Below are 23,351 nucleotides of genomic sequence, written 5' to 3' on the forward strand. Positions count from 1 at the left end.
TCACTCTATGCAAAATTATACGCTTTCGCACATTGCGGAACTTCTAGGCGCCGAACTTCAAGGTGATGGCGCTTTAGAAATTACAAAAATAGCTACACTTGCAAATGCCCGTTCTGGGCATATTGCATTTTTAGCGAACTCAAAATATCGTACGCAGCTTGAAACCACACAAGCCAGTGCTGTTATTCTTAGCGAAGCCGATGCACCGTATTTTAGTGGCGCAAAAATCATTGTTGGAAATCCGTATGTGAGCTACGCAAAGCTTGCACAATTTATGGATACAACCCCGCAAGCGGCGCAGCAAGGTATTCACGCTAGTGCGACTATTCACCCAAGTGCAACGGTAAGTGCAAGTGCTGCCATTGGCGCAAATGTAGTTATAGAAGCCGGTGCTGTAATTGGTGATAACGCACAAATTGGTCCGAACAGTTTCATCGGTGAACGTGTTAAAATAGGTTCTGGCACAAAGCTTTGGCCGAGTGTGACTATTTATCACGATGTTGAAATTGGCGCTGATTGTTTATTTCAAGCAAACAGTGTGGTTGGCAGTGATGGATTTGGCTATGCAAACGAGCACGGGCAGTGGGTTAAAATTCCTCAGCTAGGCTCTGTGATTATCGGCGACAAGGTAGAAGTGGGCGCAAGCACAACAATTGACCGTGGCGCACTCGATAACACGATTATTCATAGTAATGTGATCATCGATAACCAATGTCAAATAGCACACAACGTTGAAGTTAACTCGGGTACTGCAATTGCAGGCTGTACTGTACTAGCAGGTAGTGTAACCATTGGTAAAAACTGCCAAATAGGTGGCATGACCGCAATTAATGGTCACATGTCAGTATGTGATGGTGTTATAATTACCGGCATGAGTATGGTGACTAAATCGATCACCGAGCCGGGTATTTACTCATCTGGTATGCCCCATACAACTAATAAAGAATGGCGTAAATCAATTGCCCACTTGCGTAATCTTTCAGACATGAAATCACGTCTTAAAGCGCTTGAAGCATTGGCTAAGTCATAACGTTGAACACTAATAAGGATGCTATTTTGGCAAACGAATTAAATAGCCTTGATATTCAAGAAATTTTAAGTTTATTACCACACCGCTACCCGATGCTTTTAATTGATCGTGTAATTGACTTTACGCCTGGCGAGTCACTGCATGCGATTAAAAATGTATCGGTTAACGAGCCTATTTTTACTGGCCACTTTCCAAATCAGCCAATTTTCCCTGGTGTGCTAATATTAGAAGCCATGGCGCAAGCCACCGGTTTATTAGGATTTAAAACAGTAGAAAACCGTAGCGATAACGAGCTTTACTTATTTGCTGCAGTAGATAACGCACGTTTTAAACAGCCAGTTATACCGGGCGATACAATGCATTTGCATGTAGAGTTTTTAAAAGAGCGTCGCAATATATGGAAATTTGCCGCTGAAGCAAGAGTCGACGGCAAGGTTGTATGTAGTGCCGAAATTATGTGTGCGAGAAGAGAGTTTTAATAGTGATCCATTCTACAGCAATAATCGAACCTGGCGCTAAACTAGGCAACAATGTCTCAGTTGGTCCATATAGCTATATTGGCAATGATGTTGTGATCGGTGATGACTGTATTATTGAGTCTCACGTTGTTATTAAAGGGCCTTCTACTATTGGCTCTGGCAATCATATTTTTCAATTTGCGTCAGTAGGCGAAGCCTGCCAAGACAAAAAATATAACAACGAACCAACCACTCTTATTATGGGCGATAACAACGTTATACGTGAGTGTGCAACCATTCACCGTGGTACTATTCAAGACCAAGGTGTGACTAAAATTGGTAGCAATAACTTATTTATGGCGTATACCCACGTTGCTCACGATGCCGTAATTGGTAATAACGTTATATTTGCTAATAACGCAAGTGTTGCAGGCCACGTGCATGTAGGCGATTGGGTTATTTTAGGTGGTAACTCAGGTGTGCATCAATTTTGTAAAATTGGTGATCACGCATTTATTGGCATGTACTCAGGCGTTAATAAAGACGTACCGCCATTTGTAACCACCATTGGTATGCCAGCAGGCCCTGCTGCGACCAATAAAGAAGGTATGAAGCGTCGTGGCTTTGAAAGCGACGAAATTATGGCTGTACGCCGTGCTTATAAAGCGTTTTATCGTAAGAGCTTAAGTGTAGACGAAGCAATTGCCTCACTAAGTGAAGATGCCGCTAAGTATCCTGCGGTACAAACCATGATTGATTTTGTGAAAAGCTCTGAGCGCGGTATCGTAAGATAAGCGCCTTGTGCTTTTAAAAAAAACCACCTAAGAGTAATCGACGGTGGTTTTTTATTGCCTATAAAATATTTTAATTCAGTACACACTCAGCCACGTAAGGTTAACCTTTGCGCGAATTTTTATAATTAAAGCGCATCTATGTCTTTTACTAAGTTAATTTTTACCCTCAGTTTTTTATCAATTTTAGCTGCGTGTAGCAGCCAACCTATAGTTACCTCTGCTAATGGCGAGCGTACTCAGTTAGGTAAAGCCTCTTATTACGCTAATAAATACCATGGCCGCACAACAGCAAACGGCGAAACATTTAGCCAAAACGCATCCACTGCTGCGCATTTAGAATTACCCTTTGGTACAAAAGTGAAGGTTACAAACTTGGCAAATAACAAATCGGTGATCGTGAGAATAAACGATAGAGGCCCGTACGTTAGAGGGCGGGTTATTGATTTATCGTTAGGTATGTTTAAAAAAATTGCCGACCCTAAAGTCGGCGTTATAGATGTATCAATCAGCGTATTAGAACCGAGTAGTTAAGGCAACATAATCGGTATATGTTTCGCTAAGCTCTTTATGAGTGCCTTGCGCTACAAGGCTGCCATTTTCTAGCCAAATAATGTTATCCATTTGCGCTAAAAGAGCAGGGTCGTGGGTAATGGTAAGTACGCTTGCGTTACTCATTACCTGCATAATAGCGCTCATTACCGTTTGCTTAGATTGGTTATCAAGCCCTTCAGTAGGCTCATCAAGTACTAAAATGGCAGGGTTTTGTAATAAAGCTTGCGCAATGGCGATGCGCCTTGATTGGCCCTGAGAAACACTTCTCCCACCTGTACCTAAACGGGTTTTTAAACCATCTTGTAGCTCATTAAACCAAGGTTTTAGCTGTGCAAGGTTAATGGCTTCAAGCATTTCTTCTTTTGTGGCGCTTGGCTTTGCATAGCGTAAGTTTTCACTTAATGTGCCATCAAAAATATGATGCTGCTGCGCGAGTATATTAATAATGCTTGCGCGGGTGTTGCTGCTTAGTGCGTGGAGTTCTTCTGCGTTATTTTCATCGCTTAGCCTAATACTGCCTTGCTGCACAGGCCATAAACCGGTGAGTAAATTAACCAAGGTGCTTTTACCACTGCCGCTTCTGCCTACAATCGCTACTTTTTGCTGTGCTTTAAGGGTAAAGCTGATATTAGCTAAAGCACTGTGCTCTTGGTATTTATAGCCAATGTTATTAAGCGCCAAAGTTGTATTGTTTTTATCAAACTGCATCTTAACTAACTCAGCGCTATTAGCTTCTTGCGCTGTGACTTTATCTTCCAGTGTAAATAGTCGATCAGCGGCTTTGAGTACAGTGGGCAGCTCTATAAATGCATTGGGCAACAGCAATACAGTTTCAAAGCTTGCTAATACAAATAGGCTTAACATAGCAAGCTCAACATTTACCATAGCGCCGCTGTAAACCAAAGGCACAATAGTGACTATGGCGCCAAGCATAGCTAGCTGCACAACCAGCAAACTTAAACCGTCGCTATTTGCGAGTGCTTTATGGCGACTATAAAGTTGTTGGTTATATTGCTCGTTTAGTTCATTACATTTTGAAATTTGCCCAGCACGTGCCTGATAAATACTCAGCTCTCTAAGGCCGGTTAGGGTGTCAGAAAGCTCTGCTCTAAGTTGTGCACTGAGCTGTGTTTCTTTATGGCTATTTTTATTTAATTTAGCACTTAACAGCGCAGGTAAAACAACACCAATTAATAAAATGCCTATAAAGCAAATAAGCGCAACATTGGCGTTATAGGCCGCCATAAACACCATAATTATGGGCACACTCAACAGCGCTACCAGCATAGGTAGTAATATGTTTAAGTAAAACTTATCAAGCGCATCCACATCATTTTGTAAGCGGTTAACTAAATCGGCGCTGCGGCTCATTGCTAAATCTACATTGTTTAGCTTACTTAGCGTGGCAAACATATTAACGCGTATTTCACTAAGCAATAAAAACGTCGCGTTATGTGTTACTAAGCGCTCACCATAGCGTGATGCAGTTCGTACAATCGCTAAAAATCGAATGGTTCCTGCAGGTGTAAAATAATTCATTTGTACGCCAGCGATACCCGCTGCCGCCATTGAGGCTAAAAACCACCCCGATATAGCGAGTAAGCCCAAGTTTGCAAGTACAGTTAATGTGGCTAAAAAAGTACCCAGTAGCATGGCTTTATAATGGGGGCGGCAAAGCTTTAATAGCCTAATAAAATTAGTCATTGTTTGCTCCTTGCGCTTGTAAATTAAGGAGTGATTTAAATGCGCCTTGTTGCTGCTCAAGTTGGCTGTAAGTACCTTGCTGTGCTATTTCGCCATTTTGCATAACAAGAATATTGCTTGCGTTTTTCACTGTATTTAGGCGGTGGGCAATGACCAACACTAAGTGGTTTTTAGCGTAATTATTTATAGCCTGCTGAATAAGCTGCTCGGTTTGGCTATCAAGGTGGGCTGTCGGTTCGTCAAGCACTAAAATAGGTGCTTGTTTTAAAAACGCCCGTGCAAGGGCTATACGCTGCTTTTGACCGCCAGAGAGTCCTTCACCTTGCTCACCTATCAGGGTGTCGAACCCATTCTCTAACGTGTTTATAAAATCTAAGGCGCCCGCTTGGTGTGCCGCTTGCTCAAGCTCTAGTTGCGTAGCGGCTGGCTTAGCTATTTTTATGTTATCGCTAATGCTTTGATAAAAAAGCGTTGGGGTTTGGGGGATCCACGCAATTGCGTTTTGTAATGTACTCATGCTTGTAGCATCAAGTGGTTTATTATTAATGCTTATTTGTTCAATTACCTGCGGATGAAACCCTAATAAACAATCAAATAAAGTACTTTTACCTGAGCCACTAGCACCTACTACTGCCACTAGCCCTTTAGCGGGTAGCGTAAGGTTTATATTTTTTATGCCTTCGTTACTGTTTGGGTAGGTAAAGTTTAAGTTGTTTATGTTTATTGAGCTTATATGCTCCTCAAACTTTGTTTCATGTTGCTGTGATTGCTCAGGAAGTGGGGCATTTAAAATAGTAACCATATCGGCCGCAGCGCTTATGCCTTGCAAGCGGGCATGGTAGTGGCTGCCTAGTTGGCGCAGGGGTAAGTAAAATTCTGGGGCAAGTAGTAAAACAACAAAGCCGGTTGCAAAATCAAGCGTGCCAAAAAACAGTCTAAAACCAATGATTACCGCCACCAGCGCCACACTAATTGTGGCTAAAAATTCCAGCGCAAATGATGATAAAAAGGCAATTTTTAAAACTCCGAGTGTAGCGTGCCTAAAGTCATCAGAAATTTTGGCTATTTGTTTTAGCTCTTTTTGCGTTGCGTTAAACAATTTAAGTTGTGTTAAACCTTGTACGCGGTCAAAAAAGTAATTACCTAGTACGGCCAGTTGCTGCCATCTTTTTTGATTTAACGCCTCGGCCTTTGAGCCCACCAAAATCATAAAAAACGGAATAAGCGGAGCGGTTAATAAAAATATTAAGCCTGCTTTATAGTCGGTTGGAAAAATAACCACCAATATTGCCAGCGGAATAAGCGCGCTATAAGCAACGCCAGGCAAGTATTTAGCGTAGTAGTCGTGCAGTGCTTCAACGCCATCGTGCACGGTGTTAAGCGTTGCTCCTTGGCCGTGTTGTTCAATATAACTTGGGCCAAGTTGCGTTAATTTGGTTAATAAGGTTTGGCGCATAGCCGACTTTATTTTAAGTGCCGCATAAGCACTGAGCCTTTCACTGATAGCTAAAAACAGGGCTCTGAGTAAAATAATACCCGCAAGTGGCCAAAGTAAATGGGTTACTTGGCTAAGGCTTGCACCTTCAAACATTACGTCATGAATAGTTTGTGCCAGTAAATAGGCGCCTGCAATCATTAAAATAGCGTTAAATGTGCCCAGTGCAATACTTAACTTTAACCATGCACCCGCAGGCTTACTTTGCCGTTTTAAAAAAGCGCGCAGAGATTGCTGCTGCGCGCGATTTGGTCGGGGATTAGTCGTCATCTTTAGTGTTGTTAGCTTCGTTTAGTAAATCGTGCATCGGTTGTTCATCATCAGCTATGCTGTTTTTATTTTGATGAAACTCGTACCACATTACGTTTATAACACCTAAGGTACAGGCTAAAAGTACACCTAAAATCCAAGCGAAATACCACATAATTTAGTCTCCTTAGTAGCTACCGTGCGTGTTGTTTTCAATTTCGTCTACCGTTACTCTGCGCCACATTTTTACGTAACACCAGGTGGTGTAGGCCAAAATTAACGGAATAAATATAACAACAGCAACAAACATAATATTAAGCGTTCTGTGGCTCGACACCGCATCCCAAATAGTTAAGCTAATATCTGGGTTATTAACAGATGGCATAATAAATGGGAACAGCGACACACCCGCCGTCATAATAACGCCAATTAACATAATGCTGGTTGAAATAAGCCCTAGCGCTGGCTTGTTTAGTTTAGAGAACAGTAAAGCACTGAGTGCCATAACAAAGCCTAAAATAGGGAAGGTCATTGTCCATGGGCGCTCGCTGTAATTATTAAGCCACGCACCTTGCGCTGTGCTTACAACTTTTGCCAACGGATCTGCATGGCTTTGCGTATCAGGCATAGAAACAATTCGGTAGCCATTTATGTTTGCTACCCAAAAACCCGCAGCCGCAAACAGTACAATAAATACCACTAATGCGTAGCGGCCATATTGCGCTGAGCGCTCTGCAACGGCATCTGCTGTGCGCAGTTGTAGCCACATGCCAGCATGGGCAATTAACATGGTGATACTAATTAAACCTGCCAGTAGGCCAAATGGGTTGAGTAAGCCAAAAAACGAGCCTTGGTAACTTACACGCAGTAAGTTATCAATATTAAACGGTACACCTAAAAATAAGTTACCAAATGCCACACCAAATACTAAAGCCGGAATGGCGCTGCCTGCAAATAAGCCCCAATCCCAGTTATTACGCCAGCGTTTAGAGTCTATTTTTGAGCGGTAATCAAAACCTAAAGGTCTAAAAAATAACGCAAACAATACCAGCATCATGGCAAAGTAAAAGCCCGAAAATGCGGCGGCATACACCATAGGCCACGCTGCAAATAAAGCGCCGCCTGCGGTAATAAACCATACTTGATTACCGTCCCAGTGGGCGCCAATGGTGTTAATTACCGTGCGGCGCTCTGAGTCTGTTTTACCAACTAGGCGAAGCAGCATCGCTACGCCCATATCCATGCCATCGGTAATTGCAAAGCCTATTAGCAGTACGCCTATGAGCAACCACCACAGCATTTTTAATGTTTCATAATCAAAAATCATAATTGCTCTCCTGCGTCTTTATCTGCTTTGTTTGGTAACTCAAAGTGATACTTACCTGTATGTAACGAGCTTGGGCCTTGTTTAATAAAGCGCACCATTAACCAACCTTCTACAATGGCAAGGCCAGTGTAAAAAATAATAAACCCAGTTAAGCTAATTAAAATATCGTTTACCGTCAGTGACGAGGTCGCTAAAAAGGTCGGTAATATTTCTGATATAGCCCAAGGCTGGCGACCATATTCAGCAACGATCCAACCAAATTCAATTGCAATCCATGGTAGCGGAATACTTAATACTGCAGCCCACAGTAGCCAACGTTTTTGCTCAATAATACGGTGTGCGTTGTAATAAAATGCCAATACAAATACGACCAGCATAGCTACACCACAGGCCACCATAATCCTAAATGACCAAAACATAGGCCCCACTTTAGGGAACGAGTCTTTAACTGCCATTTGAATGTGCTCCTCTGTGGCATCTACCACATTGGGGGTATAGCGTTTTAGCAGCAAGCCATAACCTAAATCGGCTTTAAGAGAATCAAATTTAGCTATGTTTTCTTCGCTGTCATCGCCATTTCTTAGCTTTTGGAGGAATTCGTACGCTATCATGCCGTTACGAATGCGTACCTCGTGTTTTTTCTCTAAATCAGAAATACCAATAACTTGCTCATCTAAAGAGCGGGTAGCAATAATACCCAGTGCGTAAGGTATTTTTACTGCTGCATGCGTTACCTGCTCATCTGAGTCAGGAAAACCAAGCGCGGTAAACGCAGCGGGTGCTTCTTCGGTATGCCACTCAGCTTCTATGGTGGCAAGTTTTACTTTTTGAACTTCGCCTACTTCGTAGCCTGATTCGTCACCTAATAAAATGACACACAATATGGATGCTAAACCAAAGCCCGATGCCACCGAGAACGAGCGCTTAGCAAAGGCTAAATCACGGCCTTTTAATATGTACCAACTACTAATGCCCAGTACAAACATAGAAGCGGCTACGTAACCTGCCGATACAGTATGAATAAACTTAACCTGCGCCACTGGGTTAAATACAAGCTCTGCAAAGCTGGTCATTTCCATGCGCATGGTTTGATAGTTAAACTCTGCCCCTACAGGGTTTTGCATCCACCCGTTAGCAATTAATATCCACAGCGCCGACATATTAGTACCTAGCGCCATTAAAAATGTAGCGCCCAAATGTTGGCGTTTAGTTAACCTATCCCAGCCTAAAAAGAACATACCCACAAAGGTCGACTCTAAAAAGAATGCCATTAAGCCTTCAATAGCGAGCGGGGCGCCAAATACATCGCCTACGTAATGCGAGTAATAAGACCAGTTAGTACCAAACTCAAACTCCATGGTCAGGCCCGTTGCCACCCCAATAGCAAAGTTAATACCAAACAATTTTCCCCAAAACTTAGTCATATCACGATAAATTTCGCGACCGGTCATAACATAAACCGATTCCATAATAACTAAAATCCAGGTCATACCTATGGTTAAAGGCACGAATAAGAAATGGAAGAGTGCGGTAACAGCAAACTGCAATCGCGATAGATCCACAAAGGTTTCATCTATCATTTTTGGCTCCTTGAGGGTGACGGGTTAACAAGGCAATTAATAATTGGCAAAGTTAAAATTAATGAACTTTCAGTAATTACTGAAAGTTTGTAATATTATTTACGTTTGCACAATTTTTGTCAATAAACATATTAGAAAAAGTTAATATATATTCACCATGCTACATCAGTATGAAATACATACAATCGTTTGGTACTAAATTAGTTACAAATAATCGTTAATTTAAAGCGTTTAACCAAACATTAAAACACGGTAAACTAACCGCTATGAACGCCTGATAAATAAAGTCGAATGAATAAAGAGAAAAAACAACTACGTATTGGTATTGTGGCAGGTGAGCTGTCGGGCGATATTTTAGGCGAAGGCTTAATTAAAGCACTTAAAATGCACTTTCCAGATGCCATATTTGAAGGCATTGCAGGGCCAAAAATGCAGGCGCAAGGCTGTAAAACGCTTTACGACATGGACGAGCTCTCGGTAATGGGGCTGGTTGAAGTATTAGGGCGTTTACCGCGTTTACTTAAAATACGTAAGCAGCTGGTGCAGCACTTTAAAGATAACCCACCCGATGTATTTATTGGTATTGATGCGCCCGATTTTAACCTACGCGTAGAAAAGCCTTTAAAAGATGCCGGTATTAAAACCATTCAATACGTAAGCCCGTCGGTTTGGGCGTGGCGCGAAAAACGCATTCATACCATTAGTGCTGCCACAAATTTAGTGCTTGCTTTGCTGCCGTTTGAAAAAGAATTTTACGATAAGCACCAAGTACCGTGTACATTTGTAGGGCACACCTTAGCTGACGATATAGCGCTTGAGCACGACGATAGCCAAGCTCGCCAAGAACTTGGCCTAAATACCGACGACAAAGTACTGGCTTTACTGCCAGGTAGCCGTGGCTCAGAAGTAGGCTTACTCAGCGAAACCTATATAAATACAGCTGCGCAGTTACAAGCGCAAAACCCAGACCTTAAAATAGTGGTACCGCTGGTTAACGAAAAACGCAAAGCGCAATTTAGTGAAATTTTAAATGCCACTGCACCAAATTTAAATGTAAACCTACTCGATGGTCAGTCAAAACTAGCCATGCAAGCAGCCGATGCCATTTTACTGGCATCAGGCACAGCAACGCTTGAAGGCATGCTGTATAAAAAGCCTATGGTGGTGGGTTATAAAATTAAGCCAATGAGCTATTGGATTTTTAAAACATTGTTTACCTTTAATATTAAATATTTTTCACTGCCAAACTTATTAGCCGATGAAGAGCTAGTGCCGGAGTTTTTACAAAGTGAATGTAACGTGGCTAATTTAACGGGCGCACTTACGCCTATGCTAAATACCGATAATAAAGAACTAAAAGCACGCTTTTTAGCCATCCACGAAAAAATTAGATTAAATGCCAGCAAACAAGCAGCCAAGGCTGTGGCGGAGTTAATAAATGCAAATTGAACGACCCAACGTAACCTTAATTGCCGGTGTAGATGAAGTAGGGCGAGGCCCGCTTGTCGGCGATGTTGTTACCGCTGCGGTAATACTTGACCCAGCGAATCCTATTGCAGGTTTAGCTGATTCTAAAAAGCTAACCGACAAAAAGCGCCAAGCACTGGCTATAGAAATAAAACAAAAAGCGCTGTGTTATGCCATTGGTCGTTGTAGCCCAACAGAGATTGACGAGTTAAACATTTTGCATGCAACTATGCTTGCAATGACGCGTGCAGTTGAGGGGTTAAGTACGCAACCAGAGTTTGTATTTGTAGATGGTAACCGCTTACCTAAATTAGCTATGCCGGCTCAAGCAGTTGTTAAAGGCGATAGTTTAGTGGCTGAAATTTCAGCAGCCTCTATTTTAGCCAAAGTAGCGCGTGATGATGAAATGCTTGAGCTTGATACACGCTACCCGCAATACGGGTTTGCAGGGCACAAAGGGTACCCAACTAAAGCACATTTTGCAGCGCTTGAGCAATACGGCGCTATTGATGAGCACCGTAAAAGCTTTAAGCCAGTACAGCGTGTGCTAATGCAAGCAAAGGGCGAGGCATAAATAATGGCCGCTCCAGATTTTGTACATTTACGGGTTCACTCAGACTTTTCGATGGTCGATGGCTTAGCTAAAACCAAGCCTATTGTTGCTAAAGCGCAAGAGCTTGAAATGCCAGCGCTGGCAATTACCGATCAAATGAACTTTTGTGGTTTAGTGCGTTTTTATGGCGCAACCCACAGTGCCGGTATTAAACCCATAGTGGGAGCCGATTTTTGGTTGCGCAGCCCAGAGTTTCCAGATGAGCCAAGCCGTATTACGTTGCTAGCTAAAAATAACGACGGTTATAAAAACATTACCTTATTAATATCTGAAGCTTACCAACGCGGGCATATATTTCATCGCCCGGTGATTGACCGAGAATGGCTAGTTAAACACAAAGAAGGGCTTATTATTCTCTCAGGCGCAAAAGACGGTGACTTAGGTAAAGCCTTATTAAAAAATAACCCAGGCGTTATTGAATCTGTAGTGAGCTTTTATAAGCAGCATTTTAGCGATCATTACTATTTAGAGCTTATTCGCACCGACCGCCCGCTTGAAGAAGACTACCTGCATATGGCGGTAGAGCTTGCAGCTAAAGAGCAACTGCCCGTTGTTGCCACAAACGAAGTGGTTTTTTTAAAGCCCGAAAATTTTGAAGCGCACGAAATTCGTGTGGCTATTTTTGACGGTTATACCCTTGATGATAAACGCCGCCCTAAACGATTCTCACAAGAGCAATACCTAAAAACGCCTGAGCAAATGGCAGAGCTATTTAGCGATATTCCTGAAGCGCTGCAAAATACCGTAGAAATAGCCAAACGCTGTAACGTAACGGTGCAGCTAGGCACTTACTTTTTGCCTGATTACCCAACAGGCTCGTTAAAAATTGAAGACTTTTTAGTTAAGGTTTCAGAAGATGGCCTTGAAGAGCGCCTGCAGTTTTTATTCCCCGATGAACAAGAGCGACAAGAAAAACGAGGCGAATACGACGAGCGCTTAAAAGTAGAGCTTGGTGTAATTAACCAAATGGGTTTTCCAGGCTACTTCTTAATCGTAATGGAGTTTATTCAGTGGAGTAAAGATAACAATATTCCAGTGGGGCCAGGGCGTGGTTCGGGTGCGGGTTCATTAGTGGCGTATGCCCTAAAAATTACCGACCTTGATCCGCTTGAATTTGACCTACTTTTTGAGCGATTTCTAAACCCTGAACGTGTATCAATGCCCGATTTCGATGTCGATTTTTGTATGGACAGGCGTGATGAGGTAATTGACCATGTATCGGCATTGTATGGCCGTGATGCGGTATCACAAATTATTACCTTTGGTACCATGGCTGCAAAAGCGGTAATACGCGATGTAGGGCGTGTACTTGGCCACCCTTATGGTTTTGTTGATCGAATTTCTAAGCTGATCCCAGGGGATCCCGGCATGACGCTTGCCAAAGCGTTTGAGGTAGAGCCGCGTTTACAAGAAGCCTACGATGGCGACTCAGAAGTAAAAGATTTAATCGATATGTGTCGCATCCTAGAAGGGTGTACACGTAATGCCGGTAAACACGCCGGTGGTGTTGTAATATCGCCAACGACCATTACCGACTTTGCTGCACTTTATTGCGATGACGAAGGTAAGTTTCCGGTAACACAGTTTGATAAAAACGACGTAGAAACCGCAGGCTTAGTTAAGTTCGATTTCTTGGGCTTACGTACCTTGACCATTTTGCAGTGGGCTGTGGATATGACCAACGAGCGCATGAAGCGCGAAGGCAAAGCGCCCGTTGATATAAACACCATTCCACTGGATGATAAAAAAAGTATAGAGCTATTACTGCGCGCCGAAACAACCGCGGTATTCCAGCTAGAATCGCGCGGCATGAAAGACCTAGTACGCCGATTAAAGCCCGATTGCTTTGAAGATATGATTGCATTGGTAGCCTTGTTCCGCCCAGGCCCACTGCAATCAGGCATGGTAGATAACTTCATCGACCGTAAGCTTGGCCGAGAAGAAATTTCATACCCAGATGCCCAATACCAACACGAAAGCTTAAAGCCCATACTTGAGCCTACTTACGGCATTATTTTGTACCAAGAACAAGTAATGCAAATTGCCCAGGTACTAGCAGGCTATACGCTTGGTGGCGCCGACATGCTACGTCGTGCAATGGGTAAGAAAAAACCCGAAGAAATGGCCAAGCAGCGTTCAACCTTTGAAGAAGGCGCACGCAATAATGGTATAGACGGCGAACTGGCAATTAAAATTTTCGACCTGGTAGAAAAATTCGCAGGTTATGGTTTTAATAAATCTCACTCGGCAGCGTATGCACTGGTTTCGTACCAAACGCTGTGGATGAAAACGCACCATCCGGCAGAATTTATGGCTGCGGTAATGTCGGCCGATATGGATAACACCGACAAAATAGTAATCTTGGTGGATGAATGTGAAAACATGAAGCTCACCTTATTACCGCCTGATGTAAACGCCGGAGAATTTAAATTTACGGTAAACCTGCAAGGTGAAATTGTTTACGGTATTGGTGCTATTAAAGGCGTAGGTGAAGCGCCGGTAGAGGCCATTTTAGAAGCACGCGCAAAAGGCGGCCCATTTAAAGATTTATTTGATTTTTGTGCCCGTGTAGATTTAAAACGCTTAAATAAACGTGTAACCGAAAAATTAATTTACGCCGGTGCACTTGATCAACTCGGGCCAGAGAAAACCCAAGCAGGGCGTGCAACATTACTGGCAAGTTTAAAAGATGCCATGCGCGCTGCCGATCAGCACAACAAAGCTGAGCAACTTGGGCAAAGCGATTTATTTGGCTTACTGGCCACCGAGCCTGATGAAGTTGAGCAAGCCTTTATTAAAGCCACACCGCTTACCGATAACCAATGGCTTGATGGCGAAAAAGACACGCTAGGCCTTTATTTAACAGGGCATCCGATAAATCAGTATCGCCGCGAACTTAGACATTACACAAGCGGCAAGCTGGTGGATTTACAGCCAACAAATCGTGATGTACTCTCTACGGCGGCGGGTTTAGTTATTTCAGCGCGGACCTTAATTAATAAAAAAGGAAATCGTTGGGGCTTAATAACTTTAGATGACAAGAGCGCCCGTATTGATGTACGCTTGTTTCCTGAACAGTTCGAAATGTACCAAGAAATGCTTCAAGTAAACAATATCTTGGTAATATCTGGACAGGTCAGCTTTGATAACTTCTCCGGTGGCATTACAATGACCGCCAGAGAAATAAACACCATTGCTCAAGCGCGTGAAAAACGCATTAAAGCGATTAAAATGACGCTGAACATGGTGCAAATCGAGGCAGGTTTCTTCGATAAATTACAAAAAGTACTCGAACCTTATAAAATGGGAACGTGTCCGATCAAGGTTTATTACCAGCGCCCCGATGCGTTGGCTCAATTAACCCTAGGGATCGAATGGTGTGTTACGCCGAGCGACGACTTAATTCATAAGTTATCACTCATGGCGGCACAAGATGTAGAACTAGAATTTAACTGATTAGGTAGTTTAGAGCATGAGCCTCAATTATCTTGATTTTGAGCTTCCGATTGCAGAATTAGAAGCAAAAATTGAAGAATTACAAAGCATAAGCCGCGCTGGCGAATTAGACCTTGAGTTAGAAGAGGAAGTCAGCAAATTAAAAGAAAAAAGCGCTAAGCAAAAAGAGGAAATATTCTCAAATTTAGGCGCTTGGCAAGTATCGCAGTTAGCGCGTCATCCGTTGCGTCCTTACACTCGAGATTATATCGAGCGCATTTTCACGGAATTTGACGAGTTTGCAGGCGATCGTACTTTTGCTAACGATCCGGCTATTTTAGGCGGTGTTGCACGTTTAGATGGCGAACCAGTAATGGTGATTGGCCAGCAAAAAGGGCGTGATACAGCTGAAAAAATTAAACGTAACTTTGGTATGCCAAAACCAGAAGGCTACCGCAAAGCGCTACGTTTAATGGAAATGGCCGAGCGTTTTAAAATGCCAATTATGACCTTTATCGACACGCCAGGGGCATACCCAGGTGTGGGCGCTGAAGAGCGCGGTCAGTCTGAGGCAATTGCACGTAACCTAAAAGTAATGGCGGCACTTAAAGTACCCACAATTTGTACGGTTATTGGCGAAGGCGGCTCTGGTGGTGCATTAGCCATTGGTGTTGGCGACAGAGTTAACATGTTGCAATACAGCACGTACTCAGTAATTTCGCCAGAAGGCTGTGCTTCAATTTTATGGAAAAGCGCCGATAAAGCACCACTTGCCGCAGAGGCAATGGGTGTAACTGCAGAGCGTGTTAAAGAGCTCGATTTAATTAATAACTTAGTTGAAGAGCCTTTAGGCGGCGCACACCGCAATTACGATGCAATGGCACGTAACTTAAAAACACGTTTAAAACGTGACCTTGCTGACTTACAAGCGCTATCGCTTGAAGACATGCTTGATCAACGCTACAAACGTTTAATGTCGTTTGGTTACTGCTAATTAGCTAACCAACACATTTATTGTTAAAAAAGGCCGCTTATGCGGCTTTTTTGTTTTAAAATACTGCAAACATTAAATTTATAGCGTATCCATGCAAGCATCACCTATTTATCAGCACGTTAAACACGCCCTTGAGCACTTTTTTAAGCACCAGCAGTATAACTTTACGGTGGCGCTTTCGGGTGGCGTGGATTCGGTGGTATTGCTTCATATAATGCACTTATTAAAACAAGCGCAACCAAAGCTAAACGTAAACGCGATTTATGTTAATCATGGTTTAAGCCAATACGCGAATGACTGGCAGCGCTTTTGCCAAAACTTGTGCGCTGAGCTAAATATATCGTTTAATGCCGCGCAGGTAAGAATAAACTCAAAAACACGAACAAGCCTTGAAGCGCAGGCACGTGAGGCGCGTTACAAAGCACTTGATGAGCTAAGCCCCGCGGGCAGTGTTATTTTGTTGGGGCAGCATTTAAACGATCAAATAGAAACGTTTTTACTGCGGTTAAAGCGCGGCTCTGGCTTAAAAGGGTTAGGCGCAATGCAAAAAATGCGTGAACTACAAAGCGGGCGAATATGCTACAGACCGCTTTTAAACATAACGCGCAGTGATATAGAGCACTTTGCCACAGAGTTTAATATTACGCACATTACTGATGACTCAAATACCGATGAGCGTTTTGATCGTAACTTTTTACGTGCACGTGTAGTGCCTATACTTGCAAAGCGCTTTAAAGGTTTTGAACATTGTGCTGGGCGCAGCATTGAGTTACTACAGCAACAACAAGCGCTACTTGATGAGTACACTGAACTTGATTTAAAACAAAGCGTAAACGCCCATCAAGCACTGAGCGTTAGCCAACTAACCACCTACAGCGACGTGCGCATAACCAATGTGGTTCGTGCATGGCTTAGCTTATTTACCCAAGTAATGCCCTCACAAAAGCAGCTTTTGCAAATAATTAACCAAGCCATAAATGCGCAGGCTGATGCGCAAATGCAAGTTGATTTAAGCGAAGGGCAAATACGACGCCATCAAGGGTATTTGTATTTTGTTACACCACACACATTATTAGCCGATGAAGCGCTAACGAGCAATGAGCTTGCACTTAATGATGGGCGCGTTTTAATAAAGCAACAAGGTAAAGGCCTACGTGCCCCTTTACCAAACGAGCAAGTCACCGTGCGCTTTAATTGTAATAGTGCGCGTATAAAGCCGTTAAAAAAGCCAGGCAGCAATACGCTTAAACACTGGTTTAAAGATGCAAAAGTAGCCCCGTGGTTAAGAGAGCGGGTGCCTTTAATATTTTATAACGATGAGCTTGTGCAAGTTGTTGGTTATTTTGTAAGTGAAAAACACCAAGACGAAAACGGCATTTTTTGGGAGTGTAAATAAATGAAAGATCAGCCACATGTAGGCCTATCGCTAGTTAGCAAAGCGCCGATGGGTATGTTAATAACAGCGTTAGTTGCTGTTATAGCCAATGTATTACTAGAGCTTAATATTATTACATTAGGTTATGCCGTTGTGGGCGGGGTGATATCGGCGGTATTACTGCTTGCCTACTGGTTAGGTAAAGGCGGGTTATTTTTTATTTTAGGCGTAAGTTTACCATTGGTTTTAGTGTTATTTACCCCGCTTGCAAGCATAACAGCATTGCTTAATTTAGTGAGCGGCTTCTTTTTTGGCTTTTGTGCAGCCTTGTTTGTTTATAAATTACTGGCTAATAAATAATTAAACAGTAATAAAAAAGCTTAGCGGGGGAAGCTAAGCTTTTATAAATAATAGAGTTATATAAATACTAATATGCTTTTGCGCAGTTGCGCCCAGAGGCTTTTGCCTTATATAAGCCTTTATCGGCTCTTGCAAATATTTCTGTTTCGCAATCTTGGCTATTGGCTAGGGTAAAGCCAATGCTGGTGGTTACTTTGTATTTAGACATTAAACTTGAGTTTCTGACTAAGTGCATAATGCGCTCAGCAACCACTTTGTTTGTTGTAAACTCAGGGTCTTCAATAATCAGCGAAAACTCATCGCCACCAAATCTAAATACAGAGTCGGTGCCGCGTATACTGCTACAAAGTACCTGCGAAAATTCTTTTAAAACATCGTCACCTACTTTATGACCATAGTTGTCGTTTACTTGCTTAAAGTTATCTAAATCAAGCAGCATTAAACTAAAAGGACGCTGGTAACGGCGGCAATTTTCGAGCTTTTGCGATAACATGTCATTAAATTGGCTACGGTTATTTAACCCGGTAAGCGCATCTTTTGTGGCAAGTTTTAACACTCGGCTGTACATCATTGCGTTACGCAGTGGGTACACAAGGGCGCTGTGTAGGGCACGTAATTTGTTTTCAATCGCTTTACTAATAGGGTATTGGCTAAAGTAAATTAGCTGTCCTAAGTGCTCGCGACCAATAGCTAAATCGTAAGAATACGGGCTAGTGCTTGTGTTGCTATCTGAGGTTTGTGCAGTGCCGAGCGTTGATTGAAACTGCAGCCCTGAAAAGTTAAGTAGCTGTTTGGCAAATTTTGCATAAATAGCCAATACATCTTCTATTACTAGGCTTGTTTGTAGCTCGGTAACTAAATCGTGCGTTGCCGCTGTTTCGTTTGTGTGTGTTTGCTCTGCTGAAAACGGCAAAAAATCGCCGCGCCCAGACACGCGTTGTGTCAAAATATGGACATTTTCCATTAAAATCTTCCCCCAGGGTGTTACTTTGCAATAACTAAGCTATTTTTATGCCATATTTTAAAATTGCTTGATAAACATATGGTTGCTATATTTAAAGTTCATTCCGTAGTTTAATTGACGCTGGAGGCCGAATTTGCAAAGTATAAACGCTCAAATTTTTGGCTTGTTAGTGGCGGCGGTGCTTTTTGTATGGTTTTTTAAGCGCATTGGCTTGCCGCCTATTTTGGCGTATTTAGCAACAGGTGTTTTAGCGGGCAGCCATGGCATTGGTTGGCTTGCGCAATCTCACGAAATTGAGTTTATTGCTGAGCTGGGCATCGTATTTTTACTGTTTAGTTTAGGGCTCGAGTTTTCTATATCGCGGCTAATGGCCATGCGCAATATTGTGTTTGGACTGGGCTCGTTACAAGTTGGTGTTACCAGCTTGCTCTTCATTATTATTTTATATTGCTTAAATTTTAGCTTACTCACTAGTTTTACCATTGGCACAATAATGGCGCTTTCTTCAACCGCGGTGGTGGTTAAGCTATTAAAAGAAACTGGCGAACTAAACCAGCGCCGTGGGCAACTGGCGGTGGGCGTATTACTGTTTCAAGATATTGCCGTTGTGCCCCTACTTATTATTTTGCCATTGTTTGCCTCAAGCGATTCGCAAAGTATTAGTTGGGCGCTGGCATTTGCGCTTACAAAAGGCGCGTTTGTGTGCTTATTACTCTGGGCGATTGGTAAATGGGTGCTACCTAAAGTATTTAAAGAAATAGCGCAGGTACGAACCGATGAGCTGTTTGTGCTTACCACAATTTTGGTGGCGTTATTTGCCGGCTTTTTAACTTACATGTTTGGTTTATCAATGGCGCTTGGGGCATTTTTAGCCGGCATGATGCTAGGAGAGAGCCATTACCGCCATCAGCTAGAGGCTGATATTAGGCCATTTCGCGATATTTTAATGGGGCTGTTTTTTGTAACTGTGGGGATGCAGCTCGATATTTTATTTGTGCTTTCGCATGGTTTTGTAATTATTGGCGCGTTATTTGGCTTGTTAATATTAAAAATTACCGTGCTGGCATTCAGTGCCCGATTAATGCATGAGCGCAATCAAGACTCGCTAGCCTGCGGCGTTATGCTGTGGCAAATGGGAGAATTTGGGTTTGTGCTTATTGCTTTGGCAAGTCAGCATGAGTTACTCAATTCAGAGCAAGCGTCGTTTTTAATTGCCTTAGGGGTGCTATCGATGGCGCTAACCCCGTTTTTAATTGATAAAACCCCACTAATTTTAAAGCAATTAGGTATTTTAGATCACCCCAGTATGGCGAGGGAGAGCGAGCCTAAAAGTAGCACCTTATATAACGATCACGTGGTTATTTGTGGCTTTTCACGCGTAGGGCAAACAATAGCGCGATTTCTAAAACCCGAAGCCATAGATTACGTTGCCATAGAAAGTAACCCTATCTTAGTACAAGAGGGCAAAGCCGCAGGTGAGCCAGTAATATTTGGCTATGTAAAACAAAAAGATATTTTAAAGTGCGCAGGGGTAGAGCGAGCACGCTTAGTGATTATTACCTTTACAGAGCTTGAGCATGCACACGTGGTAATAGATGCCATAAAGCAACTCGCGCCCAACGTTAAAATACTAATAAGAACCCGCGACGACAGCCAATTAAACAACTTAAAAGAGTTGGGGGTTACTGAGGTGGTGCCTGAGTCGTTAGAGGCAAGCTTAATGTTGGTTTCGCATGTGTTGTCGATGTCGGGAGTACCGATGACACGCATTGTACGCCGTGTTAGTAAAGAGCGCCGTAATCGCTACCCGCTTATGCAAAGTTTTTACGCCGGTTACTTTAAAGACAACGAAGAAACCTCCTCTGAGCGCTTAGAATACTTACACGTAGTTGCGTTGCCAGATCAAGCCTATGCGGTGGATAAAACAATAGACGAGCTTAACTTATCTAAACGCCGCGTGACTGTAAAAGCTTTGCGCCGAGAGGGACAAGAAATAGACGACCCATCAACCAGCACCACATTGTGCGCAAACGATGTATTGGTATTGCAAGGTAAGCCTAGGCGGGTAGAGCGAGTAGAGCATTATCTACTCGATGGGCTTGAATAAAAAAATGCATTTTGTTTTTTACTTACATAGATGCAAGTTATTAAAATAACGCAGAGGTAGTTATCGGGCTCAGTTGGTTTCAAAGCTTACTCTGCGTTTAAATAGCCCATAGAACAAGTTTTAATTAGCAAAAGCCAACATTAGCTAGTCGAGCTCTAAAAATTGGCGTATTTCGGGTAGTTTTTTCATGCCATCTTCATAGCCAATTTGAATTAGGTGCTGAGTGTAGCGTTTTTCAAACAACAAATAGCTGGTTAAACTCGATTGCGAGTGCTTTTTTACCCCAATTGTGCGCAGCAGCAACTTAATTGCCCACGGCATATCGCTGTAGTATTGCGCGGCAATATCGTTAAAGTTTTTTGATGGATTAATAATACACGTCTCTATTTGTTTCAGCTCTTGGTGTTTGTCGCGCGCCGGAAGCAGCCCTAAAGTGCGATTGACTCGCTCAAGGCGCTCAAGGTCGGCTTGCATGGTGTCGCTAAATACACTATCGAGTAAATGCCCAGCAACCGCAGAAAGCCCAGGGTAGTGGGGCGAGTAACCCGCCGGATGCGACTCTTTTGGTTGGTCTACCCCAATAATAAATATTTTTTCAGCCCCTAAATGAATGGACGGGCTAAGCGGTGAGAGCTGGTGAATAGAGCCATCGCCAAAATAGTGGTTAAATACATTAACACTTGGAAACACCATAGGAATGGCGCTTGATGCCATTAAATGCTCAACGTTAATGCGCATAGGGCGACCTTCGCGCTTGGCACGTTGCCAAGGTGTTTGTGTGTTTGACTGAAAAAACGCAACAGAGTCACCGGTTGTATAGCTTGAAGCGGTAATAGAAATCGCTTCTAAATAATTACGGTGTAAATTACGCTCAATGCGGTGCAGGTCTAAAATTTCGTTTAATAAACCGCGCAAAGGGCGGTTATTTAGCAAACTGCCTGGCGGGTGGTTTATGTGCTCAGACTGAAAACTGGTTAAAATATTGCGCGCAATATGGCCAAATACACTTAAAAAATCGCTTTTGTAAACCATAGATGTTGAAAAGTTTTTCCAAACAGACTCAAGTTTACGCACGGCCAAATGCGCACACGAGGCATAACAGGCCAAAGCTGCAGAATTAATCGCGCCTGCAGAAGTGCCGTTAATAATTCTAAATGGCAAAGGCGCGGTGCGAGGCATACTATGAGCAAGCGCTTTAAGCACGCCCACTTGATAAGCAGCGCGAGCGCCACCACCTGTAAGTAATAGGGCTATTTTAGGTTTCTGTGGGTCAACTTGCTGGATTTTCATAGTGGTTTTTGAACTGCTTAACGTCTTTTCTTTATTTATCAACTTTAAGTCTTTAAGCTAGAAGAATCAAAGAATAACTGAGTTACTATGGCTCGTTGTTCTAATTAGTAAGTGTAGGTTTATGTTGTAAAGCCTATATTTAAAGTAATAGTGATTACCGATAGTGAATTTTTTCCACTCAGCGTACTCTGAGTAATATGCATTTAAATTTATGGAGTTTGTATGTCAGATAAACCAGAAGCGTCAGATGTTCAAAAACGTCCGCCTAAAAACAATTTTTTATTCGCCGTTATTATTTTAATTATCTTAGTGTGTGCCGCTGCGTTCGTCCTGCTATCGCCCACTGACGAGCCAGAAACTCGCACAGAGGTAGAGCAAACACCTAAAGAGCAACCGGTGATGGAGCTAAAGCCAGAAAACGACCCTGTGGTAGATGCGCCATCAGTTAAGCCTGAAAAGCCAGCTGAGCTAAGCGTACCTGCTCAACGCCCAGCTGAGCCAGAGCCGGTTGTAGAGCCATTACCAACGCTTGATGAAAGCGACACCGTAGTGGTTGCCAAAATGGATGAATACCTAAGCGACTCGGTAATGAGCCTAATGGTAACCGACGATGTAATTCGCCGTGGCGTTGTATTTATAGACAATATAGCCAAAGGCAAAATTGCTAAAAAGCACACGCCAGTGGTTAAACCTGAAGAAGAATTTAGCGTAAACGAAGGAGACATTTTAACAATTGACCCTAACAGCTACGAGCGCTATACACCGTATGTAAAAGTATTTACGAGCTTGAGCGCCGCCCAAGCTGTGCGTATGTACGAGCAGTACAAGCCATTAATCAACAACGCGTACAGTGAAATTGGTTACGGCGATGATGAATTTAATCAAACGCTAGAAGATGCTATTGAGTTATTACTTGATACACCGGAGCCAGAAGGCGAGTTACCGTTACTGCGAGACTCGGTTACTTATCAGTATGCGTTTTCTGAATGGGAGCAATTACCAGCTGCACAAAAACAGCTGTTACGTATGGGCCCAGAAAACATGAAAAAAGTAAAAGCAGCACTGCGTAAAGTTAAAGCCGAGTTAGAGCGTAATTAATAGGCATTAAAGGCTGTTTTTAACCGCGATTGTATATGAAGTATGCAATCGCACTTTCTTTTTTGATTATCCCTTGAATAACACACCAAAAGTAGAGATAATCCTTCCCGCGCCAACCAAGGCCCTCAATGGTAGTCTTATTGGTCCTCTCGCAACACTAGCAGGCGAACCTGGTCAGGCCCGGAAGGGAGCAGCCACAGTTTGTGACGTGTGTGCCGAGATGTGGCTGGTAAGACTGCCACCCAAATTCCTCATTTGGGTGAAAATACATTCCTTTTAAATTATTCCTTAGTAACACCGTTAGATATTTAGTATCACGAGTGTCGATTTTCCACTATTACCGCTCTACCTCATTTTTACATTCACACTGTTTTTATTATTGCCGTTTACTGCACTAGCAGATGAAACAATCACTATTTATGTAAAAAATCAAATTACTTATTTAGCAACGCCAAAGCA

General features: G+C 42.8%; 19 protein-coding genes and 1 other RNA gene. 13 read left to right on the forward strand and 7 right to left on the reverse strand.

All coding sequences use genetic code 11. The features are described from left to right. Nucleotides 1–7 precede the first annotated feature (7 nt). The 4 genes from lpxD to MTN96_RS28685 all read left to right on the forward strand — a co-directional run bounded on the left by lpxD (nucleotide 8) and on the right by MTN96_RS28685 (nucleotide 2,813). A complete protein-coding gene (gene lpxD, locus MTN96_RS28670; RefSeq protein WP_248533605.1) occupies nucleotides 8–1,030 on the forward strand; it encodes a UDP-3-O-(3-hydroxymyristoyl)glucosamine N-acyltransferase in 1,023 nt (340 codons plus the stop codon). 26 nt (nucleotides 1,031–1,056) lie between these two features. Beyond that, complete coding sequence (gene fabZ, locus MTN96_RS28675; RefSeq protein ID WP_004586929.1) at nucleotides 1,057–1,509, forward strand: 3-hydroxyacyl-ACP dehydratase FabZ; 453 nt, start codon at nucleotides 1,057–1,059, stop codon at nucleotides 1,507–1,509. A 2-nt stretch (nucleotides 1,510–1,511) separates the two neighbouring features. Further along, nucleotides 1,512–2,282: an acyl-ACP--UDP-N-acetylglucosamine O-acyltransferase gene (lpxA, locus tag MTN96_RS28680; protein ID WP_029773689.1), complete on the forward strand. Its 771-nt coding sequence runs from the start codon at nucleotides 1,512–1,514 to the stop codon at nucleotides 2,280–2,282. A gap of 138 nt (nucleotides 2,283–2,420) precedes the next feature. Next, nucleotides 2,421–2,813, forward strand: coding sequence for a septal ring lytic transglycosylase RlpA family protein (locus MTN96_RS28685; RefSeq protein WP_248533607.1), 393 nt, complete (start codon nucleotides 2,421–2,423; stop codon nucleotides 2,811–2,813). On the opposite strand, the gene cydC is transcribed toward MTN96_RS28685, so the two are convergent. From cydC to MTN96_RS28710, 5 genes are read right to left on the reverse strand one after another with little or no spacing between them, the layout of a single operon-like run. Then, nucleotides 2,796–4,538 (reverse strand): thiol reductant ABC exporter subunit CydC, encoded by a 1,743-nt coding sequence (cydC, locus tag MTN96_RS28690; RefSeq protein WP_248533609.1) that lies wholly within the window; start codon nucleotides 4,536–4,538, stop codon nucleotides 2,796–2,798. The genes MTN96_RS28685 and cydC overlap by 18 nt on opposite strands. Then, nucleotides 4,531–6,303 (reverse strand): thiol reductant ABC exporter subunit CydD, encoded by a 1,773-nt coding sequence (gene cydD / locus MTN96_RS28695; RefSeq protein ID WP_248533611.1) that lies wholly within the window; start codon nucleotides 6,301–6,303, stop codon nucleotides 4,531–4,533. Before cydD ends, cydC begins: the two co-directional genes overlap by 8 nt. Next, nucleotides 6,293–6,457: a cytochrome bd-I oxidase subunit CydX gene (gene cydX, locus MTN96_RS28700; RefSeq protein WP_004586934.1), complete on the reverse strand. Its 165-nt coding sequence runs from the start codon at nucleotides 6,455–6,457 to the stop codon at nucleotides 6,293–6,295. The genes cydD and cydX overlap by 11 nt, the downstream gene beginning before the upstream one ends. Nucleotides 6,458–6,469: 12 nt before the next feature. Next, a complete protein-coding gene (gene cydB / locus MTN96_RS28705) occupies nucleotides 6,470–7,609 on the reverse strand; it encodes a cytochrome d ubiquinol oxidase subunit II (protein ID WP_282452123.1) in 1,140 nt (379 codons plus the stop codon). Continuing rightward, nucleotides 7,606–9,189 carry a cytochrome ubiquinol oxidase subunit I gene (locus MTN96_RS28710; RefSeq protein ID WP_248533613.1) on the reverse strand — a complete coding sequence of 528 codons (1,584 nt, stop codon included), beginning with the start codon at nucleotides 9,187–9,189 and terminating at the stop codon, nucleotides 7,606–7,608. Before MTN96_RS28710 ends, cydB begins: the two co-directional genes overlap by 4 nt. A 291-nt stretch (nucleotides 9,190–9,480) precedes the next feature. Here MTN96_RS28710 and lpxB point away from each other — a divergent pair, with 291 nt between their 5' ends. The 6 genes from lpxB (at nucleotide 9,481) to MTN96_RS28740 (ending at nucleotide 17,433) form a co-directional block, all read left to right on the forward strand. Then, nucleotides 9,481–10,638, forward strand: coding sequence for a lipid-A-disaccharide synthase (lpxB, locus tag MTN96_RS28715; protein ID WP_248533615.1), 1,158 nt, complete (start codon nucleotides 9,481–9,483; stop codon nucleotides 10,636–10,638). Beyond that, nucleotides 10,628–11,230: a ribonuclease HII gene (rnhB, locus tag MTN96_RS28720; protein WP_024033823.1), complete on the forward strand. Its 603-nt coding sequence runs from the start codon at nucleotides 10,628–10,630 to the stop codon at nucleotides 11,228–11,230. The genes lpxB and rnhB overlap by 11 nt, the downstream gene beginning before the upstream one ends. 3 nt (nucleotides 11,231–11,233) lie before the next feature. Beyond that, nucleotides 11,234–14,725, forward strand: coding sequence for a DNA polymerase III subunit alpha (gene dnaE / locus MTN96_RS28725; protein WP_054983466.1), 3,492 nt, complete (start codon nucleotides 11,234–11,236; stop codon nucleotides 14,723–14,725). Between the two features lie 16 nt (nucleotides 14,726–14,741). After that, nucleotides 14,742–15,698: an acetyl-CoA carboxylase carboxyl transferase subunit alpha gene (gene accA / locus MTN96_RS28730; RefSeq protein WP_004586940.1), complete on the forward strand. Its 957-nt coding sequence runs from the start codon at nucleotides 14,742–14,744 to the stop codon at nucleotides 15,696–15,698. Between the two features lie 91 nt (nucleotides 15,699–15,789). Continuing rightward, nucleotides 15,790–17,094 (forward strand): tRNA lysidine(34) synthetase TilS, encoded by a 1,305-nt coding sequence (gene tilS / locus MTN96_RS28735; protein ID WP_248533616.1) that lies wholly within the window; start codon nucleotides 15,790–15,792, stop codon nucleotides 17,092–17,094. Further along, the gene (locus tag MTN96_RS28740) at nucleotides 17,095–17,433 is read left to right on the forward strand and encodes a hypothetical protein (protein ID WP_055253102.1); all 339 of its coding nucleotides are present in this window, start codon (nucleotides 17,095–17,097) and stop codon (nucleotides 17,431–17,433) included. Nucleotides 17,434–17,500: 67 nt separating this feature from the next. On the opposite strand, the gene MTN96_RS28745 is transcribed toward MTN96_RS28740, so the two are convergent. Further along, nucleotides 17,501–18,397: a GGDEF domain-containing protein gene (locus tag MTN96_RS28745; RefSeq protein WP_064386089.1), complete on the reverse strand. Its 897-nt coding sequence runs from the start codon at nucleotides 18,395–18,397 to the stop codon at nucleotides 17,501–17,503. A gap of 133 nt (nucleotides 18,398–18,530) precedes the next feature. Between MTN96_RS28745 and MTN96_RS28750 the strand changes: the two genes are divergently transcribed. Beyond that, nucleotides 18,531–20,504 carry a monovalent cation:proton antiporter-2 (CPA2) family protein gene (locus tag MTN96_RS28750; protein WP_248533618.1) on the forward strand — a complete coding sequence of 658 codons (1,974 nt, stop codon included), beginning with the start codon at nucleotides 18,531–18,533 and terminating at the stop codon, nucleotides 20,502–20,504. 144 nt (nucleotides 20,505–20,648) lie between these two features. Here MTN96_RS28750 and MTN96_RS28755 read toward each other — a convergent pair whose 3' ends face one another. Further along, a complete protein-coding gene (locus tag MTN96_RS28755; RefSeq protein ID WP_121637741.1) occupies nucleotides 20,649–21,794 on the reverse strand; it encodes a patatin-like phospholipase family protein in 1,146 nt (381 codons plus the stop codon). 222 nt (nucleotides 21,795–22,016) lie between these two features. Here MTN96_RS28755 and MTN96_RS28760 point away from each other — a divergent pair, with 222 nt between their 5' ends. Beyond that, nucleotides 22,017–22,892 (forward strand): DUF3014 domain-containing protein, encoded by an 876-nt coding sequence (locus MTN96_RS28760; RefSeq protein ID WP_121637740.1) that lies wholly within the window; start codon nucleotides 22,017–22,019, stop codon nucleotides 22,890–22,892. 138 nt (nucleotides 22,893–23,030) lie between these two features. Then, an RNA gene (gene ffs, locus MTN96_RS28765) (signal recognition particle sRNA small type) lies at nucleotides 23,031–23,127 on the forward strand. Nucleotides 23,128–23,351: the final 224 nt, after the last annotated feature.

This window comes from Pseudoalteromonas sp. 2CM28B (assembly GCF_023161935.1).

What these genes read in the sequence shown, in the direction of transcription:
- lpxD (WP_248533605.1), top strand. Translation starts at nt 8, where the DNA reads ATGCAAAATTATACGCTTTCGCACATTGCGGAACTTCTAGGCGCCGAA.
- MTN96_RS28685 (WP_248533607.1), top strand. Translation starts at nt 2,421, where the DNA reads ATGTCTTTTACTAAGTTAATTTTTACCCTCAGTTTTTTATCAATTTTA.
- cydC (WP_248533609.1), bottom strand. Translation starts at nt 4,538, where the DNA reads ATGACTAATTTTATTAGGCTATTAAAGCTTTGCCGCCCCCATTATAAA.
- cydD (WP_248533611.1), bottom strand. Translation starts at nt 6,303, where the DNA reads ATGACGACTAATCCCCGACCAAATCGCGCGCAGCAGCAATCTCTGCGC.
- cydX (WP_004586934.1), bottom strand. Translation starts at nt 6,457, where the DNA reads ATGTGGTATTTCGCTTGGATTTTAGGTGTACTTTTAGCCTGTACCTTA.
- cydB (WP_282452123.1), bottom strand. Translation starts at nt 7,609, where the DNA reads ATGATTTTTGATTATGAAACATTAAAAATGCTGTGGTGGTTGCTCATA.
- MTN96_RS28710 (WP_248533613.1), bottom strand. Translation starts at nt 9,189, where the DNA reads ATGATAGATGAAACCTTTGTGGATCTATCGCGATTGCAGTTTGCTGTT.
- lpxB (WP_248533615.1), top strand. Translation starts at nt 9,481, where the DNA reads ATGAATAAAGAGAAAAAACAACTACGTATTGGTATTGTGGCAGGTGAG.
- rnhB (WP_024033823.1), top strand. Translation starts at nt 10,628, where the DNA reads ATGCAAATTGAACGACCCAACGTAACCTTAATTGCCGGTGTAGATGAA.
- dnaE (WP_054983466.1), top strand. Translation starts at nt 11,234, where the DNA reads ATGGCCGCTCCAGATTTTGTACATTTACGGGTTCACTCAGACTTTTCG.
- accA (WP_004586940.1), top strand. Translation starts at nt 14,742, where the DNA reads ATGAGCCTCAATTATCTTGATTTTGAGCTTCCGATTGCAGAATTAGAA.
- tilS (WP_248533616.1), top strand. Translation starts at nt 15,790, where the DNA reads ATGCAAGCATCACCTATTTATCAGCACGTTAAACACGCCCTTGAGCAC.
- MTN96_RS28740 (WP_055253102.1), top strand. Translation starts at nt 17,095, where the DNA reads ATGAAAGATCAGCCACATGTAGGCCTATCGCTAGTTAGCAAAGCGCCG.
- MTN96_RS28745 (WP_064386089.1), bottom strand. Translation starts at nt 18,397, where the DNA reads ATGGAAAATGTCCATATTTTGACACAACGCGTGTCTGGGCGCGGCGAT.
- MTN96_RS28755 (WP_121637741.1), bottom strand. Translation starts at nt 21,794, where the DNA reads ATGAAAATCCAGCAAGTTGACCCACAGAAACCTAAAATAGCCCTATTA.
- MTN96_RS28760 (WP_121637740.1), top strand. Translation starts at nt 22,017, where the DNA reads ATGTCAGATAAACCAGAAGCGTCAGATGTTCAAAAACGTCCGCCTAAA.